This window comes from Pseudomonas sp. Pseusp88 (assembly GCF_047303955.1).
Taxonomy (GTDB): Bacteria; Pseudomonadota; Gammaproteobacteria; order Pseudomonadales; family Pseudomonadaceae; genus Aquipseudomonas.
The window spans coordinates 99,181-116,840 of the sequence record NZ_JBGLYM010000007.1 but is presented as its reverse complement, the minus strand read 5'-3'; the positions used below and the strand labels follow the sequence as shown (position 1 = coordinate 116,840).

Annotated in this window: 19 protein-coding genes; 11 read left to right on the top strand and 8 right to left on the bottom strand. The window is 58.6% G+C overall.

The window, feature by feature from the left end:
- Positions 1-86: 86 nt before the first annotated feature.
- From rimO to tsaA, 5 genes are all read left to right on the top strand, one after another.
- Positions 87-1,424, top strand: a complete 1,338-nt coding sequence (gene rimO / locus ACCD02_RS11815; RefSeq protein ID WP_413301560.1) for a 30S ribosomal protein S12 methylthiotransferase RimO — start codon at positions 87-89, stop codon at positions 1,422-1,424.
- 123 nt (positions 1,425-1,547) lie between these two features.
- Positions 1,548-2,006: a GNAT family N-acetyltransferase gene (locus ACCD02_RS11810; RefSeq protein WP_413301558.1), complete on the top strand. Its 459-nt coding sequence runs from the start codon at positions 1,548-1,550 to the stop codon at positions 2,004-2,006.
- Between the two features lie 132 nt (positions 2,007-2,138).
- Positions 2,139-2,849: an rRNA pseudouridine synthase gene (locus tag ACCD02_RS11805; RefSeq protein WP_413301556.1), complete on the top strand. Its 711-nt coding sequence runs from the start codon at positions 2,139-2,141 to the stop codon at positions 2,847-2,849.
- A gap of 80 nt (positions 2,850-2,929) precedes the next feature.
- Complete coding sequence (locus ACCD02_RS11800; RefSeq protein ID WP_413301554.1) at positions 2,930-3,391, top strand: DUF1456 family protein; 462 nt, start codon at positions 2,930-2,932, stop codon at positions 3,389-3,391.
- Positions 3,392-3,398: 7 nt separating this feature from the next.
- Entirely contained in the window at positions 3,399-4,097 is a 699-nt protein-coding gene (tsaA, locus tag ACCD02_RS11795) for a tRNA (N6-threonylcarbamoyladenosine(37)-N6)-methyltransferase TrmO (protein ID WP_413301552.1), read from the top strand.
- Positions 4,098-4,289: 192 nt separating this feature from the next.
- On the opposite strand, the gene fpr is transcribed toward tsaA, so the two are convergent.
- Positions 4,290-5,069, bottom strand: coding sequence for a ferredoxin-NADP reductase (gene fpr, locus ACCD02_RS11790; RefSeq protein ID WP_413301550.1), 780 nt, complete (start codon positions 5,067-5,069; stop codon positions 4,290-4,292).
- A gap of 125 nt (positions 5,070-5,194) precedes the next feature.
- Between fpr and ACCD02_RS11785 the strand changes: the two genes are divergently transcribed.
- Positions 5,195-6,121 (top strand): LysR family transcriptional regulator, encoded by a 927-nt coding sequence (locus tag ACCD02_RS11785; protein WP_413301548.1) that lies wholly within the window; start codon positions 5,195-5,197, stop codon positions 6,119-6,121.
- Between the two features lie 97 nt (positions 6,122-6,218).
- Here ACCD02_RS11785 and ACCD02_RS11780 read toward each other — a convergent pair whose 3' ends face one another.
- The 3 genes from ACCD02_RS11780 to ACCD02_RS11770 form a co-directional block, all read right to left on the bottom strand.
- Entirely contained in the window at positions 6,219-6,584 is a 366-nt protein-coding gene (locus ACCD02_RS11780; protein WP_413301546.1) for a diacylglycerol kinase, read from the bottom strand.
- A gap of 85 nt (positions 6,585-6,669) precedes the next feature.
- Entirely contained in the window at positions 6,670-7,317 is a 648-nt protein-coding gene (gene erdR / locus ACCD02_RS11775) for a response regulator transcription factor ErdR (protein WP_259109851.1), read from the bottom strand.
- 269 nt (positions 7,318-7,586) lie between these two features.
- A complete protein-coding gene (locus tag ACCD02_RS11770; RefSeq protein ID WP_413301544.1) occupies positions 7,587-8,297 on the bottom strand; it encodes a tRNA-uridine aminocarboxypropyltransferase in 711 nt (236 codons plus the stop codon).
- 219 nt (positions 8,298-8,516) lie between these two features.
- Here ACCD02_RS11770 and ACCD02_RS11765 point away from each other — a divergent pair, with 219 nt between their 5' ends.
- A complete protein-coding gene (locus ACCD02_RS11765; protein WP_413301542.1) occupies positions 8,517-8,927 on the top strand; it encodes a quorum-sensing-regulated virulence factor family protein in 411 nt (136 codons plus the stop codon).
- A gap of 242 nt (positions 8,928-9,169) precedes the next feature.
- Positions 9,170-10,288: an LOG family protein gene (locus ACCD02_RS11760; protein WP_413301540.1), complete on the top strand. Its 1,119-nt coding sequence runs from the start codon at positions 9,170-9,172 to the stop codon at positions 10,286-10,288.
- A 3-nt stretch (positions 10,289-10,291) separates the two neighbouring features.
- Here the strand turns inward: ACCD02_RS11760 and recX are convergent, their stop codons facing one another.
- The 3 genes from recX to ACCD02_RS11745 all read right to left on the bottom strand — a co-directional run bounded on the left by recX (position 10,292) and on the right by ACCD02_RS11745 (position 12,487).
- Positions 10,292-10,759, bottom strand: a complete 468-nt coding sequence (recX, locus tag ACCD02_RS11755; RefSeq protein ID WP_413301538.1) for a recombination regulator RecX — start codon at positions 10,757-10,759, stop codon at positions 10,292-10,294.
- Positions 10,760-10,767: 8 nt separating this feature from the next.
- Positions 10,768-11,841 (bottom strand): recombinase RecA, encoded by a 1,074-nt coding sequence (gene recA, locus ACCD02_RS11750; RefSeq protein WP_413301536.1) that lies wholly within the window; start codon positions 11,839-11,841, stop codon positions 10,768-10,770.
- Between the two features lie 94 nt (positions 11,842-11,935).
- Entirely contained in the window at positions 11,936-12,487 is a 552-nt protein-coding gene (locus ACCD02_RS11745; RefSeq protein WP_413301534.1) for a CinA family protein, read from the bottom strand.
- On the opposite strand from ACCD02_RS11745, the gene ACCD02_RS11740 reads away from it, so the two are divergent.
- The 3 genes from ACCD02_RS11740 (at position 12,473) to fdxA (ending at position 16,056) form a co-directional block, all read left to right on the top strand.
- On the top strand, positions 12,473-12,910 hold the full coding sequence (locus ACCD02_RS11740) for a hypothetical protein (RefSeq protein ID WP_413301532.1): 438 nt from the start codon (positions 12,473-12,475) through the stop codon (positions 12,908-12,910). The two genes, ACCD02_RS11745 and ACCD02_RS11740, sit on opposite strands and share 15 nt — an antisense overlap.
- Before the next feature lie 32 nt (positions 12,911-12,942).
- On the top strand, positions 12,943-15,510 hold the full coding sequence (gene mutS, locus ACCD02_RS11735) for a DNA mismatch repair protein MutS (protein ID WP_413301851.1): 2,568 nt from the start codon (positions 12,943-12,945) through the stop codon (positions 15,508-15,510).
- 222 nt (positions 15,511-15,732) lie between these two features.
- Positions 15,733-16,056 carry a ferredoxin FdxA gene (gene fdxA, locus ACCD02_RS11730; protein WP_413301530.1) on the top strand — a complete coding sequence of 108 codons (324 nt, stop codon included), beginning with the start codon at positions 15,733-15,735 and terminating at the stop codon, positions 16,054-16,056.
- Between the two features lie 540 nt (positions 16,057-16,596).
- On the opposite strand, the gene rpoS is transcribed toward fdxA, so the two are convergent.
- Entirely contained in the window at positions 16,597-17,604 is a 1,008-nt protein-coding gene (gene rpoS, locus ACCD02_RS11725; RefSeq protein ID WP_413301528.1) for an RNA polymerase sigma factor RpoS, read from the bottom strand.
- Positions 17,605-17,660 lie beyond the last annotated feature (56 nt).

Sequence of the window (17,660 nt, the reverse complement as noted above, 5' to 3'; positions counted from 1 at the left end):
GCGCACTTTTTGATCAGAGGCGCGCCAAGCGCCCAGCCAGTGCCCCCGGCTACCTGCCCAGGCACTAACTATCGCCGAGGTTCGCCATGTCCACCGTCACCACGCCCTCCGCCCCCAAGGTCGGGTTCGTTTCACTCGGATGCCCGAAGGCTCTCGTTGACTCCGAACGCATCCTGACCCAGCTGCGCATGGAAGGCTACGAAGTCGTACCGACCTATCAGGACGCCGACGTCGTAGTCGTCAACACCTGCGGTTTCATCGACAGTGCCAAGGCCGAGTCCCTTGAAGTGATTGGCGAAGCCATTGCCGAAAACGGCAAGGTGATCGTTACCGGCTGCATGGGCGTCGACGAGAGCGTGATCCGCAACGTACACCCAAGCGTACTGGCCGTAACCGGCCCGCAGCAGTACGAGCAAGTGGTCAACGCCGTACACGATGCCGCACCGCCGCGCCTGGATCACAACCCGCTGATCGACCTGGTGCCGCCGCAAGGCATCAAGCTGACTCCGCGTCACTACGCTTACCTGAAGATTTCCGAAGGCTGCAATCACAGTTGCAGTTTCTGCATCATCCCGTCGATGCGCGGCAAGCTGGTCAGCCGTCCGGTGGGTGACGTCCTCGACGAGGCTCAGCGACTGGTCAAGGCTGGCGTCAAGGAGTTGCTGGTGATCTCCCAGGACACCAGTGCCTACGGCGTCGACGTCAAATACCGCACCGGCTTCTGGAACGGCGCTCCGGTCAAGACGCGCATGACCGAGCTGTGCCAGGCCCTCAGTTCCCTAGGCGTATGGGTGCGCCTGCACTACGTGTACCCGTATCCGCACGTCGATGAGCTGATCCCGCTGATGGCCGAAGGAAAAATCCTGCCGTACCTGGACATTCCGTTCCAGCACGCCAGCCCGAAGATCCTCAAACTGATGAAACGCCCGGCCTTCGAAGACAAGACCCTGGCGCGCATCAAGAACTGGCGCGAGCAGTGCCCTGACCTGATCATCCGCTCGACCTTCATTGTCGGCTTCCCCGGCGAAACCGAGGAAGACTTCCAGTACCTGCTGGACTGGCTGACCGAAGCACAACTGGATCGCGTCGGCTGCTTCCAGTACTCGCCGGTCGAAGGCGCACCGGCCAACCTGCTGGACGCGGCCATCGTGCCCGATGACGTCAAGCAGGACCGCTGGGATCGCTTCATGGCCCATCAACAGGCCATCAGCGCAGCCCGTCTGCAAATGAAGATCGGCAAGGAAATCGAAGTGCTGATCGATGAAGTCGACGAACAGGGCGCAGTCGGCCGCTGCTTCTTCGATGCTCCGGAAATCGACGGCAACGTGTTCATCGACAGCGACAGGGACCTCAAGCCGGGCGACAAGGTCATGTGCCGCGTCACCGACGCCGACGAGTACGACCTGTGGGCTGAAACGATCTAAATCGTCAGCACTGAAAATGCCCTGCCCTTGGCGGGGCTTTTTTTTGACAAAAATTTGCACCCTGACGGGAGCAGTCCAGACTTGCCCAGATAAGAGAAATCACCCAACAGGGAATCCGTCGACATGTTGCAGCCGCAATGCATTTTCATGCCCAAGCACGGCGACTACCCGCAGATCATCGAAGTCTGGGAGGAGTCGGTCCGCGCTACCCATGATTTTCTTCCCGATTCCTATATCGAGATTCTCAAGCACCTGCTGCTGACCCAGTATCTGGATGCCGTCAGCCTGTTCTGCGTCCGCAGCCCGAATCAGAAAATCAGCGGTTTCGCCGGAGCCAGTCTGGGGAAGCTGGAAATGCTCTTTCTCGGCCCCGAATATCGCGGCCAGGGCCTGGGCAAGTTACTGCTGGACTATGCACTGGAAAACTTTGACGCCCGGGAACTGGACGTCAACGAACAGAACACCCAGGCCGTGGGGTTTTATCTCAAGCAGGGCTTCAAGGTGATCGGGCGCACCGAACAGGACGGCCTGGGCCAGCCCTTTCCGATCCTGCGCATGCGTCTGGAGGACGATGACGAATGAGCAAAACACACACCGTTGCAACGAGCATGCCCGCAAACCCCGATTGTTATCGTTGATTTCAATGAGTCAGCGATTAACCCGGCCCGCACAGGTACAATGTGCGCCCTCTTATCCAAGCAACGGCTTTTTTTCATGACAGACCCCATTCGCCTATCCAAACGCCTTATCGAACTGGTTGGCTGCTCGCGCCGCGAGGCCGAGCTGTATATCGAAGGCGGCTGGGTCACCGTGGATGGCCAGGTCATCGATGAGCCGCAATTCAAGGTCGACACGCAAATCGTCGAGCTGAACGCGCAAGCCCGGGCCGATGCGCCCGAGCCGGTCACCCTGATCCTGCACAAACCGGCGCAGTTGTCTCTGGACGACGCCTTGGGCTTGATCACGCCGGGTACCCTGTCGGAAGAACACAGTTTCGGCAAACGCCCACTGCGCGGACATTTCCTGCGCCTGGAATCGTCTTCGTCACTGCAGGACAACGCCAGCGGCCTGACGGTGTTCAGCCAGGACTGGAAAATCCTGCGCAAGCTCACCGACGACCGCAGCAAGATCGAACAGGAATACGTGGTCGAAGTTTCCGGGGACATGGTCGATCACGGCCTCAACCGCCTGAACCACGGCCTGACCTACAAGGGCAAGGAACTGCCTGCCGTCAAAGCCAGCTGGCAGAACGAAAATCGCCTGCGCTTTGCCATGAAAAACCCGCAGCCGGGGGTCATCGTGCAGCTGTGCACCGCTGTCGGCCTGAAAGTCGTGTGGATGCGCCGTATCCGCATTGGCGGGGTGTCCATGGGCAAGCTGCCGGAAGGCCAGTGGCGCTATATGACGGCCAAGGAAAAGTTCTAGGCCGCGCTCCCTCTCTTAATTTTCGCGGACGCGGCATTAGCTGCCGCCGCGTCACCCGTACTGATCAGGATTCAAGCACCATGATGAACAACGACGTATTGCGCAGCGTGCGCTACATGCTGGATATCAGCGATGGCAAAATAGCCGAGATCACCGCGCTCGGCGGCCTGGAAATCAGCAAGGCCGACGTGATCGCCTTTATGAAAAAGGACGAAGAGGAAGGCTATCAGGATTGCAGCGATGAGATCATGGCGCACTTCCTCGACGGCCTGGTGTTCTTCAAGCGCGGCAAGGACGAGAGCCGTCCGGCACAGCCCATCGAGTTGCCTATCACTAACAACATCGTCCTGAAAAAGCTGCGGGTCGCTTTCGAACTGAAAGAAGACGACATGCATGCCATCCTCAGTGCTGCGCAATTCCCGGTGTCCAAGCCGGAGCTGAGCGCACTGTTCCGCAAGGTCGGTCACAACAACTACCGCCCGTGCGGCGACCAGTTGCTGCGCAACTTCCTCAAGGGCCTGACCCTGCGCGTACGCGCCTGAGCCCGTCATGAGCTACAACGTCACGCCGGTGGGGTTCGTGCGCTCCTGCTTCAAGGAGAAGTTCGCCATCCCTCGCCAGCCCCAGCTGGCACCGGCAGCGCGGGGCGTGCTGGAACTCGTCGCGCCCTTCGATCAGGGCGAGGCCGTACAGGGCCTGGAGCAGGTCAGCCATGTCTGGCTGCTGTTCCTGTTTCATCAGGCCCTGGAAGACAAGCCGCGGCTCAAAGTGCGCCCGCCGCGTCTGGGCGGCAACCAGTCCATGGGCGTCTTTGCTACCCGGGCCACCCACAGGCCCAACGGCATCGGCCAGTCCGTGGTTCGGCTCGAAAAGGTCGAGCCAGGGCGTCTGTGGCTGTCCGGTATCGACCTGCTCGACGGCACGCCGGTGCTGGATATCAAGCCTTACGTGCCCTACGCCGATTGCATCGATAACGCCAGCAACCTGATGGCCAGTGCGCCGCCATCACTGATCCCGGTGCAGTGGGCAGATGAAGCACTGATCCAGGCCCGGGAGCACGGAGTGCGTCTGGCAGAACCGCTGGTGGAACTGATCGAACAATGCCTGGCCCAGGACCCGCGCCCGGCCTACCAGATACCGCCGCCTGAGCGTCGCTACGGCGCGCAGTTCTGGGATCTGGATGTGCGCTGGCATTACCCGCAGATCGGGCTGATACGGGTGCTGGAGGTTGTGCCAGCGGCACTTTGATCTCTGCCCATGGCACACCATCCATGCAGGAGCCGCCGAAGGCCGCGAATGGACATTATCTGACACAGCACTTTTCGCAGCCTTCGGCAGTTCCTGCAAAAGCGCATTTCAATTCAGACAACTGCTGTGTTGTTGAAAACAAAACACCCCGCTCTCGCGGGGTGTCGGGTGTCGCTGACCAATCGCCGAACCTTACTTCTCGACGAACGCACGCTCGATCAGGTAATCCCCCGGCTCGCGCATACGCGGCGACACGGTCAGGCCGAAGCTGTTGAGCACTTCGCTGGTCTCGTCGAGCATGCTCGGGCTGCCGCACAGCATGGCGCGGTCGTCCTGGGGGTTGATCGGCGGCAGGCCGATATCGGTGAACAGCTTGCCGCTGCGCATCAGATCGGTCAGGCGCCCCTGATTCTCGAAAGGCTCACGGGTCACAGTCGGGTAATAGATCAACTTTTCACGCAGTGCTTCGCCGAAGAACTCGTTCTGCGGCAGATGCTCAGTGATGAACTCGCGGTAGGCGACTTCGTTCACATAACGCACGCCATGGCAGAGGATCACTTTCTCGAAACGCTCGTAGGTTTCCGGATCCTGGATCACACTCATAAATGGTGCAAGGCCGGTACCGGTGCTGAGCAGGTACAGATGTTTGCCCGGCTTGAGATCGTCGAGAACCAGCGTACCCGTAGGCTTCTTGCTGATAATGATCTCGTCGCCTTCCTTGAGATGCTGCAGCTGCGAAGTCAGCGGGCCGTCCGGCACCTTGATGCTGAAGAATTCCAGATGCTCTTCCCAGTTCGGGCTGGCGATCGAGTAGGCACGCATGAGCGGGCGCCCGTTAGGCTGCTGCAGACCGATCATGACGAACTGACCGTTCTCGAAGCGCAGGCCTGGATCACGGGTGCACTTGAAACTGAAGAGGGTGTCGTTCCAGTGGTGGACGCTGAGGACACGCTCGTGGTTCATGTTGCTCATGTAAGTGGAGACTCCTGAAAATATCGCCTGCGCCTGATGTGAAAGCGCTATTGCGCGACATTCTAGTGGCAGACACAATATCTGTTAAATGGATTATCAAGATATAGGTTATCGGTTATATAGATATGCGATTTACTTTACGTCAGCTCCAGGTCTTCGTCGCCGTCGCCCAGCAGGAAAGCGTTTCCCGTGCTGCTGTGCAGCTGGCCCTTTCGCAATCGGCGGCCAGCACCTCCATTACCGAACTGGAGCGCCAATCCAGCTGCCAGTTGTTCGACCGCGCCGGCAAACGCCTGAGCCTCAACGCCACGGGGCGCCAGCTACTGCCCCAGGCCGTCGCCCTGCTCGACCAGGCCAAGGAAATCGAGGACCTGCTCAACGGCAAGTCCGGTTTTGGCTCCCTGGCGGTCGGCGCGACACTGACCATCGGCAATTACCTGGCCACACTGCTGATCGGCAGCTTCATGCAGCGCCACCCGGAAAGCCAGGTGAAACTGCATGTGCAGAACACTGCTCATATCGTGCAACAAGTGGCGCACTACGAAATTGACCTGGGTCTGATTGAGGGCGATTGCAGTCATCCCGACATCGAAGTGCAAACCTGGGTCGAAGACGAACTGGTGGTGTTCTGCGCCCCTCAGCACCCTTTGGCCAAACGCGGCCAGGCCAGCATGGACGAGTTGACCCGGGAGGCATGGATCCTGCGCGAACAAGGTTCCGGTACGCGCCTGACCTTTGATCAGGCCATGCGCCATCATCGCAATGCGCTGAACGTGCGCCTGGAACTGGAACACACGGAAGCGATCAAGCGCGCCGTCGAGTCAGGACTGGGTATCGGCTGCATCTCCCGCCTGGCCCTGCGCGATGCCTTCCGCCGTGGCAGCCTGGTCGCCGTGGAAACACCGGAACTGGACCTGGTGCGGCAGTTTTATTTCATCTGGCACAAGCAGAAATACCAGACCTCGGCCATCCGCGAGTTTCTCGAGCTGTGCCGCTCCTTCACTGAAGGTGTGCAGCGCAGTGATGAGATTGTGTTGCCGACGGTCTATTAGTGCGATTCGCGTTTTTGTGGGACCGGCTTTAGCCGGGAATTGCGCTTTCCCGGCTAAAGCCGGTCCCACAAAACCAGTCCCCCAGGCCGTTTCAGGTTCAGCCCAGCAGAATCAAAGCCCAGACCACGCCAATCATGCTCAGGGCCACGAATTGCGCGGCACTGCCCATGTCCTTGGCATTTTTGGACAGCGGGTGCAGGTCCAGGGAAATCCGGTCGATGGCCGCTTCCACGGCCGAGTTGAGCAGCTCAACGATCAGCGCCAGCAGGCACACTGCAATCAGGATCGCCCGCTCGCCACGACTGACGTGGAACACAAACGACAACGGGATCAGGATCACATTGAGCAACACCAGCTGGCGAAAGGCAGCTTCGCCCTTGAACGCGGCTTTCAGACCATCAACGGAATAACCTGCGGCATTGAGGATACGCTTCAGGCCGGTCTGGCCTTTGAAAGGAGACATAGATGGACGACTGCTTATAAAAAAGAAAGGAAAGCTAATTCAAAGTGAGTCAAAAAAGCGTGAAAGATCAGGAGTTTTGCCCGACTTACCCCGCAGAAATCGATTCCAATTGTTGCAGCAGTAGCGCTGCCTGAGTCCGGGTACGAACACCCAGCTTGCGGAAAATCGCCGTCACATGAGCCTTGATCGTAGCCTCCGAGACGCTCAGTTCGTATGCAATCTGCTTGTTCAACAGCCCTTCACAGACCATGGTCAGGACGCGAAACTGTTGCGGCGTCAGGCTGGCCAGCCCGGCACTCGCGGCCTTGGCGTCAGCCGAAACACTGACCGGCTCGTTGACCTGTGGCGGCCACCAGACATCGCCGTCCAACACGGTGCGTACGGCCTGTTGAATGGTTTCCAGGGAGCTGGACTTGGGAATAAAGCCGCTGGCACCGAATTCGCGGGAGCGCACGACAATGGACGCCTCTTCCTGCGCCGAGACCATGACCACGGGAATCTGCGGATATTGCCCGCGCAGCAACACCAGCCCGGAGAAGCCGTAGGCTCCCGGCATATTCAGATCCAGCAGCACCAGATCCCAGTCAGCCTTGGCAGTAAGATGGGTTTCCAGTTGGGCAATACTGTCTGCTTCAACCAGGCGTGCGCCAGGTCCGAGCCCGATGCTCAAGGCTTGATGCAGGGCACTGCGAAATAAAGGGTGGTCATCGGCTATCAGGATTTCATAGGTCATTTCTTTATCCTGTTTCTATAGGTGAGCATCGATCCGTTCGAACACTCATCAGGGCATCCGTGAATATCGGCAGTTCACTATGCGCCGTGGCCGCCAGCGCAGCGATCCCGACGACCAGCGCCTGAGCGGCGCCAAGCATGCCCAGCGAAGCGGGGGTGGTCAAGCAGCGAAACCTGAAGCCCGTTAGCGATAAGTCTTACAGACAAATGCAGTCGTGGCTCTAGGTACCATTATAGAGCCACTATCGAAGGAGTCGCCCACAGAAGCTTCTACAGAAAAGCCTTGAGCTGCGTATGAGCGGCGTCGTCCGGATCAATCGGATCCTGGAACTTTGCACCCAGGTAATGGGCGCTGAACACGTCCAGATAAGCGTCGAGCACACTGCCGGCCTGACCGTCGTCCGCCAGCTCCAGGCACAATGCCGCCACCTCTGCGGTACAGAAATGATCGTCGCGCCGTGAGCGACGCAAGCGATAGCGGGAAATCTGCTCCGGTTCCAGGCTCAGCACCGGGAAGCGCTCAAGGTAGGGGCTCTTGCGAAACATCTTGCGGGCTTCGGTCCAGGTCGCGTCCAGCAGGATAAACAGCGGGCGCTTGCCATCATCGCGGCGCACCTGGGTAACCACCCGCTCCTTGGTCACGAATTCGCCGGGGAAGACGATATAAGGTTGCCATTGCGGATCGTCGAGCAAGGCCAGCAGCGCTGGATCGACCTCAAGGCGAGACCAGCCAAAGGCGTAGGTGTCCTTGATCACATCGGCAATCAGCCAACCGGTATTGGTCGGTTTCAGTGGCTCGGTGTCGTACATCAGCAGGCACATGGCCGAATTTGCCTCGACACTGGGGCGCCAGGCACACAGGCAATAGCTGAAAATCACCCGACAATCCGGGCATCGAGGCGCACGCGAGCCGCGCGCGACGAAGGGTTTGGTGCTACGGGCCAGGCGCTCATCGCGCAGGCGGGAAACGGCATGGGTCATTACACACGACACCAGCGGCGGGAGAGCATGGACACAGCGAGAACTCGGCAGGATGAAAAGCCGTACAGTTTATCAGAGCCCGCCCCTGTGCCGCCTGTATAGACGCCAGGTCCTGTATACTTCGCCGCCATTGCCCACCGTGCCGACGGTGAACGCAAGCCCGGCTCACCGGTCCAACGGCCAGCCATCGACTCAGGCCCATCGAATCAGGAGATTTTAATGCTGCGCCTCATCGCACCGACCCTCGCCTTGCTGCTCGCCACCCCATTCTGCGCCCAGGCCGCCTCCAAACAGGACTACGAACTGAGCCAGATGCTGGAAAAAGTCGCGAAAGAAAGCAGCGTCGGCACTCCGCGCGCGATCAACGAAGACATTCTCGACCAGGGCTACACCGTCAATGGCAAAGAACTGGTCAACCACCTGAGCGTGCGCGAAAGCCAGGCACAGCAGATGCGTGCCAATCCGGACGCCGTGCGCTATCAGCTCGGCACCAGCGTTTGCCACAACACCGGTTTTCGCCAGCTGATGGACAAGGGCGCGATCCTCAAGTACTCATTCACAGAGTACAAGACCAATCGCGGCGTTATCGTGCAGACCTTCAAAGCCAGTGATTGCCAGGTGAAAAAGTAACAATCTGACATCACTCTCCCTGACTGCTTGCGCCTTTCATTTTGACGTAGGGTCTATACGAAAAGTCGGCGAGCGACGGCCAGGCAAGGCAAAAACAGGCGAGGAAGCGCAGTTTAGGGGCCTAAATGAGCATTCCGAGCCTGTTTTTAACGCCGCATGGCCAAGCGCAGCCACTTTTCGTATAGAGCCTAGGCCAGGGACACGGCAGAATCAGGGGACGATACTGCTCAAGGAGAGTTTGAATGCCGTACAAACCCAGTGATGTCTTGTCTCGCCATTTCCAGGACGAAGGTATCGATGTCATCACCAAGGTCGATGAGCTGTTGCGGCAGGTTTCGGCCGACAGCCCCAACCTGCCGTTATACCGCGACATGATGCTGACCGTCCTGCGCATGGCCCAGGACGATCGCAATCGCTGGAACGCCAAGATTACCCTGCAGACCCTGCGCGAACTGGACAACGCCTTTCGCGTGCTGGAGCGTTTCAAAGGGCGGCGCAAGGTCACGGTGTTCGGCTCGGCGCGTACGCCACAGGAACATCCGCTGTACGCCTTGGCCCGTGAGCTCGGTGGACAACTGGCAAGCGCCGAGCTGATGGTCATCACTGGTGGCGGCGGTGGCATCATGGCCGCGGCCCACGAAGGCGCGGGTCGCGAATACAGCCTGGGCTTCAATATCACCCTGCCTTTCGAACAGCACGCCAACGCTATCATCGACGGCAGCGAACACCTGCTGCCCTTCCACTTCTTCTTCACCCGCAAGCTGTTCTTCGTCAAGGAAGCCGATGCCCTGGTGCTCTGCCCTGGCGGCTTCGGCACTCTGGATGAAGCGCTGGAAGTTCTGACCCTGATCCAGACCGGTAAAAGCCCGTTGGTGCCGGTAGTGCTGCTTGATGTGCCGGGTGGCCGTTTCTGGCAAGGCGCCCTGGATTTTTTCCAGAGCCAACTGCAAGACAATCACTACATTCTGCCCGCCGACATGAAACTGATGCGTCTGGCTTACAGCAGCGAAGAGGCAGTCGAGGAGATCCACCGCTTTTACAGCAACTTTCACTCGACACGCTGGCTGAAGAATCAGTTCGTGATCCGCATGCATCACCCGCTCAATGACAATGCCCTGGCTCATATCCAAGAGGCATTCGCCGACCTGCGCCTGAGCGATGACTTTCATCAGCACGCCTATCAGGGCGAAGAGCACGACGAAGCACAGTTCAGCCACCTGAGCCGACTGGCCTTTGCCTTCAATGGTCGCAGTAACGGACGTCTGCGTGAACTGGTGGACTACATCAACCTGCCAGAGAACTGGGTCGAGGGTTCGCAGCAGACGCAGCCCGAAAGCCGCGAACCTCTTCTTAACGAGTAATAGCTAATCGTCCCCGCCCCGGCCGCTTAACAGGCGGCCGATCATCTCCATGGAAAAACCCCGATAACTCAGGAAGCGTCCTTGCCGGGCCCTTTCCTTCGCATCCACAGGTAATTGCCCGGCGAATTTACGCTGCCAGGTTTCCTGCATCTGCTCGCGCCAATCGATACCGCACTCGCGCAATGCCAATTCGATATCGGCACGCTGCAAGCCCCGCTGGCCCAATTCTTCACGAATACGCATAGGGCCATAGCCGGAACGGGCACGGTAGGAAACAAAACTTTCGAGGTAACGGGATTCAGACAGGAGTCCTTCTTCGGTCAGACGATCGAGGACTGGCGTGATGAGTTCGTCAGAGGCGCCGCGCTGACGCAATTTTCGCGTCAGCTCGACTCGACCGTGCTCGCGTCGCGCGAGCAGGTCCATGGCAGTACGCCGTACGGCGACAGGTGTATCGAGCACGGCGGACATATCGGCTATCAGAAGTCGGAGTCAGCTTCTACTTCAGCCACATCGTCAGCCACGACAGCGGCAGGACGCGAACCTTCGGCCTTGGTATCGACACCAGGGGTCAGCAACTTGTCGCGAATCTGCTTCTCGAGGGCAGCACCGATTTCCGGGTTATCCGCCAGGAACTTGGCCGAGTTGGCCTTGCCCTGACCGATTTTGCTGCCCTGGTAGCTGTACCAGGCACCGGACTTCTCGACGAAACCATGCAGAACGGCCAGGTCGATGATCTCGCCGTTGAGGTAGATACCCTTGCCGTACAGGATCTGGAATTCGGCCTGACGGAATGGCGGTGCCACCTTGTTCTTGACGATCTTGACGCGGGTCTCGCTGCCTACTACTTCGTCGCCTTCCTTCACCGCACCGGTACGACGGATATCCAGACGTACGGAAGCGTAGAACTTGAGGGCGTTACCACCGGTAGTGGTTTCCGGGCTACCGAACATCACACCGATCTTCATGCGAATCTGGTTGATGAAGATCACCAGGCAGTTGGCGTTCTTGATGTTACCGGTGATCTTGCGCAGCGCCTGGGACATCAGGCGAGCCTGCAGGCCCACGTGCATGTCACCCATCTCGCCTTCGATCTCGGCCTTTGGCACCAGGGCCGCCACGGAGTCGACAACGATCACGTCGATGGCGTTGGAGCGCACCAGCATGTCGGTGATTTCCAGGGCCTGCTCACCGGTATCCGGCTGGGAAACCAGCAGGTCGTCGACATTGACGCCCAGCTTGCCAGCGTACTCGGGATCCAGGGCGTGCTCGGCATCGACGAATGCACAAGTAGCACCCATTTTCTGTGCCTGGGCGATGACGGACAGGGTCAGTGTGGTTTTACCGGAAGATTCCGGACCGTAGATTTCCACGATCCGGCCTTTTGGCAGGCCGCCGATCCCCAGGGCGATGTCCAACCCGAGGGAGCCAGTGGAAATAGAAGGGATCGCCTGGCGGTCATGGTCACCCATGCGCATTACGGCACCTTTGCCGAATTGACGCTCGATCTGACCCAAGGCCGCAGCCAAGGCTTTCTTCTTGTTGTCGTCCATTGAAGTCCTCACGTAATCAAATTCATTGAAGGGCCGGAGCGGCCGCAATAACTGTATAAGTAGACAGTATTATTCCACAGCGTCGAGCGCGCGCCTACCCCTGAATCGGGATTTCTCCATTGGAGAGTTGTATCAGCCCCTCTAGCGCGGCCTTTACCGTTTGTCGGCGGACTTCGTCGCGATCACCGCTGAACTGATAACGCCGGGCAATGAGCTGCTCGCCCGCCCCCCAGCACACCCAGACCGTACCGACCGGTTTGTCCGCAGAGCCGCCATCGGGCCCGGCCACACCACTGACGGCCACGGCAAAATGGGCGCCGCTGTTGTGCTGCGCGCCCTCGACCATCGCCTCGACCACCTCCCGACTGACGGCACCGACGCGCCCGAACAGTTCATGGGGCACCTGCAACTGCCGGGTCTTCTGGGCATTGGAATAAGTGACATAACCGGCCTCGAACCAGGCGGAGCTGCCGGGAATACGGGTAATCGCCTCGGCGATACCGCCACCGGTGCAGGACTCGGCGGTGCACACCTGATGCTGCAAGGCCTGCAAGCGCTTGCCGAGGGCAGCGGCAAGCTGAGTCAGTTCATCCACGATGTTCTCCTTTAATAGGCAGAGACTGTTACAAGGATGACGGCCACCCAAGGTGACCGCCAGCTGACGCAAAACTACTTCTCGTCGGTTGGTGTGTCCTGTGTTTTCGTGTCCCTGGTTTTCGGACAGGGCTTCCTGATCGTCACGACAGTGGTTTCCCTGGGTCTGCTCCTGGCCTCTTCAATTGTAATGAAACGGCCGTTGACGGAATCCCTTCCTCGTTTGTTTACCTTGGCCATAAAAGCTCCTTTTTTAATGGCTGACTCGACAATGAACAGCAGTCCAGAGTCTATACAGACACGCAACCAATTGAGCGCCGGTGAAAACTCCCGTCATGAAAAAGCCACTGCACAACCGGACCTGCGTGGGCCAGGCGTGCATGGTAATCTTGCGCCCATCGCAATCGGACCGCCGGGGCTCATCCTGTCGATGGAGTCGCATGGCCTGTCCGAAAAATTTGCCCCTCCTTTCTAACGAAAACTCATAAGCCTCTGATGAATAAAGCTATTTCTGATCTTTCGTCGCACACTCCCATGATGCAGCAATACTGGCGGCTGAAGAATCAGCATCCTGATCAGTTGATGTTCTATCGCATGGGCGACTTCTATGAAATCTTCTACGAAGACGCGAAGAAAGCCGCCAAGTTGCTGGATATCACTCTGACCGCGCGTGGCCAGTCCGCCGGGCAGAGCATCCCCATGTGCGGCATTCCCTACCACGCTGCCGAAGGCTACCTGGCCAAGCTGGTCAAGCTCGGCGAGTCGGTAGTGATCTGCGAGCAGATCGGCGACCCCGCAACCAGCAAGGGCCCGGTGGAGCGCCAGGTAGTGCGGATCATCACGCCCGGCACCGTCAGCGATGAGGCCCTGCTCGATGAACGTCGCGACAATCTGATCGCTGCTGTGCTGGGGGACGAGCGCCTGTTCGGCCTTGCGGTCCTCGACATTAACAGCGGACATTTCAGCGTCCAGGAAATCAAGGGCTGGGAGAACCTGCTGGCCGAGCTGGAACGGACCAACCCGGTCGAGCTGCTGATTCCCGATGACTGGCCTCAGGGGCTGCCCGCCGAAAAGCGTCGCGGCTCACGACGTCGTGCGCCCTGGGACTTCGAGCGCGATTCGGCCCTTAAAAGTCTGTGCCAGCAATTCGCAACTCAGGACCTCAAAGGCTTCGGTTGCGAAAACCTGACACTGGCCATTGGTGCAGCCGGCTGCCTGCTGGGTTACGCCAAGGAAACCCAGCGTACCGCCCTGCCGCACCTGCGCAGCCTGCGCCATGAGCGCATGGACGATACCGTGGTGCTCGATGGTGCCAGCCGTCGCAATCTGGAACTGGACACCAACCTGGCCGGTGGACGCGACAACACCTTGCAGTCGGTGATGGATCGTTGCCAGACCGCCATGGGCACTCGTCTGCTGACCCGCTGGCTGAACCGTCCGTTGCGCGACTTGAGCGTTCTGCTGGCGCGGCAGAGCTCAATCCGCTGCCTGCTGGAAAGCTATCGATTTGAAAAGCTGCAACCGCAACTCAAGGAAATCGGCGATATCGAGCGCATCCTTGCCCGGATCGGACTGCGCAATGCCCGGCCCCGTGACCTGGCGCGCCTGCGCGATGCCTTGGGCGCCCTGCCCGAGCTGCAAGTGGGCATGACCGAACTGGACGCTCCGCATCTGCAACAACTGGCGACCACCACCAGCACCTATCCGGAATTGGCGGACCTGCTGCAACGCGCGATCATCGACAACCCGCCTGCGGTGATTCGCGACGGTGGCGTGTTGAAAACCGGCTACGACGCCGAACTGGACGATCTGCAATCGCTGAGCGAAAACGCCGGGCAGTTTCTGATCGACCTGGAAACCCGGGAAAAGGCCCGTACCGGCCTGGCCAATCTGAAAGTCGGCTACAACCGCATCCATGGCTACTTCATCGAGCTGCCGAGCAAACAGGCCGAACAGGCGCCGGCCGATTACATCCGCCGCCAGACACTCAAGGGCGCCGAACGCTTCATTACTCCGGAACTGAAGGCGTTCGAAGACAAGGCGCTGTCTGCCAAAAGCCGCGCCCTGGCTCGGGAAAAGATGCTTTACGAAGCATTGCTCGAAGACCTGATCGGCCATCTGGCGCCCTTGCAGGACACTGCGGCTGCTCTGGCCGAGCTGGATGTGCTGGCCAACCTGGCCGAGCGAGCCCTGAACCTGGATCTCAATTGCCCACGCTTCGTCGACGAACCCTGCATGCGCATCGAGCAAGGCCGTCATCCGGTGGTCGAACAGGTCCTGACCACACCTTTCGTGGCCAATGACCTGGCCCTGGACGACAGCACCCGCATGCTGGTGATCACAGGTCCTAACATGGGCGGTAAATCCACCTACATGCGTCAGACCGCCTTGATCGTGCTGCTTGCCCATATCGGCAGCTTTGTTCCCGCCGCCAGTTGCGAGCTATCCCTGGTGGATCGCATTTTTACCCGTATCGGCTCCAGTGACGATCTGGCGGGCGGGCGTTCGACCTTCATGGTGGAAATGAGCGAAACCGCCAATATCCTGCACAACGCCACGGACAAGAGCCTGGTACTGATGGACGAAGTAGGCCGCGGCACCAGTACCTTCGACGGTTTGTCCCTGGCCTGGGCTGCGGCGGAATGTCTCGCCCAGTTGCGTGCCTACACCCTGTTCGCGACTCACTATTTCGAGCTGACGGTCTTGCCGGAAAGCGAGCCTCTGGTGGCTAACGTTCATCTCAATGCCACCGAGCACAATGAACGTATTGTTTTCCTGCACCGGGTACTGCCGGGGCCGGCCAGTCAGAGTTATGGCCTGGCCGTGGCCCAACTGGCCGGGGTTCCGGCCCGGGTCATCGGTCGGGCGAAGGAGCATCTACTGCGCCTGGAAACCACCAGCCTGCCCCACGAGCAGCCGAAGGCCAAGCCAGGAAAGCCGGCGATTCCGCAACAGAGCGACCTGTTCGCCAGCCTGCCGCACCCGGTGCTAGAGGACCTGGGCAAGGTCAAACTCGACGACCTCACGCCGCGTCAGGCACTAGAGTTGTTGTACACATTGCAAACACGCCTGTGACGCAAGCGGTTACAAGCTGTTAGAATCCCGCGCGGTTTGGGAAGCTGGCAGCTTTTAGCCTGGCTGAACAGATGATCCGAGCCGCGTGATGATCGGGCGAACCAAGGGTCCGGCGTGATAGCGCCGGCCAAAAGCCTGTTTTTCATACGGTACGGGGACTCCCGAATCTAGCAGCCCCATCCGTAGGGGCCTTGCTGCCGCCGCCTGAGGAGAGAATTAGAAATGACCTTCGTCGTCACCGACAACTGCATCAAGTGCAAGTACACCGACTGCGTAGAAGTCTGTCCGGTGGACTGCTTTTACGAAGGCCCGAACTTCCTGGTGATTCACCCGGACGAGTGCATCGATTGTGCGCTCTGCGAGCCTGAATGCCCTGCCAATGCGATTTTCTCCGAAGATGAGATACCTGCGGGCATGGAGAACTTCATCGAGCTCAACGCAGAGCTGGCTGATATCTGGCCGAACATCACCGAAAAGAAAGACATGCTGCCCGACGCGGCCGAATGGGATGGCAAGCCAGGCAAGATTGCCGACCTGGAACGCTGATTCGCATCGCCATGAAAAAAGGCCCGAAAACGGGCCTTTTTTGTATTCGGGAGATCCTCTGCAAGCGATCTCCCGAACGAGAGAAGGGGCGGAGTGAACCGCCCACATTTTTTCCTTAGTCCCTTTAATCCTTTTTCATCGTCCTGATGAATCGCATCCTGCGATGTCCTTGACTGTCTTCCTTGACGGCCTGTGTCTGTCCCTCGACACAGTTCTGATATTAGTGGTTTCTCAGCCGAGAGCAACTATCCAGACGGCTAAAAACCATACCTTATGTAACGCACATATCATTTTATAATTCTTTTAAATCAATGAGTTAAAATTAATGTACATGCCAGGGTCGCATTAAACCCAGAGCCATCGATCAAAAAACTTACAACTTCCGTAAGCAAAAGCTGACATGGATCATCCAGACCTTCTTAAACAAGACATCGTATTAACATCATCATATGCAGTTAACATTTTTATATGACAGAAATACAAAAACACCTCAGGCGAGGTGTTTTGTATACGTCTACAAACTACAAGGAATGAGCGCTTCTACTGGAAAAGCGATTCACTCGACAAGCCATTCTTCTCGAGAATCTCACGCAGACGCTTGAGGCCCTCGACCTGGATCTGCCGAACCCGTTCGCGAGTCAGGCCGATTTCCAGCCCGACGTCTTCCAGCGTGCTGCTTTCGTGCCCGCGCAGGCCGAAGCGGCGTACGACCACCTCGCGCTGCTTGTCGGTAAGCTCGGAAAGCCACTGGTCGATGCTCTGGGACAGATCATCGTCCTGCAGCAGCTCACAGGGGTCCGTAGGCCGGTCGTCGGTCAGGGTATCGAGCAGGGTCTTGTCCGAGTCCGGCCCAAGGGAGACATCCACCGAGGATACCCGCTCATTGAGGCCCAGCATGCGCTTGACCTCGCAAACCGGTTTCTCGAGCAGGTTGGCGATTTCTTCAGGGGAAGGCTCGTGGTCGAGTTTCTGCGTCAGCTCCCGAGCAGCACGCAGATAGACATTGAGCTCTTTGACCACATGAATCGGCAGACGAATGGTACGGGTCTGATTCATGATGGCGCGTTCGATGGTCTGGCGAATCCACCAGGTGGCATAGGTCGAGAAACGGAACCCACGCTCGGGGTCGAATTTCTCGACAGCCCGGATCAGGCCCAGGTTGCCCTCTTCGATCAGGTCAAGCAATGACAACCCACGATTGACATAGCGTCTGGCGATTTTCACCACCAACCGCAGATTGCTTTCAATCATGCGCTTGCGTCCGGCCGGATCACCACTTTGCGACAACCGCGCAAAATGTACTTCTTCTTCCGGGGAGAGCAAAGGAGAGAAACCGATTTCATTGAGATACAGCTGGGTCGCATCAAGCGCCCGGGTGTAGTCAATATACTTGTGTTGCTTGAGTGCGGTGGAGTTTTTGGTCTTGGACCGAGCCGAGGAGGCAGGTTTCTGCTTTTCCTTCGGTGCAGCTTCCAGAGTGATGCCGGCCTCCATAAGGAGAACCTCATCATCTATGTCAAACTCCGGCGCTTCGTTGATGAGAGCCATTTTTTAGTCCTTTGGTGAGTTCGACCTCAAGCTCCAGCATCGCCTGATTTCCGTGG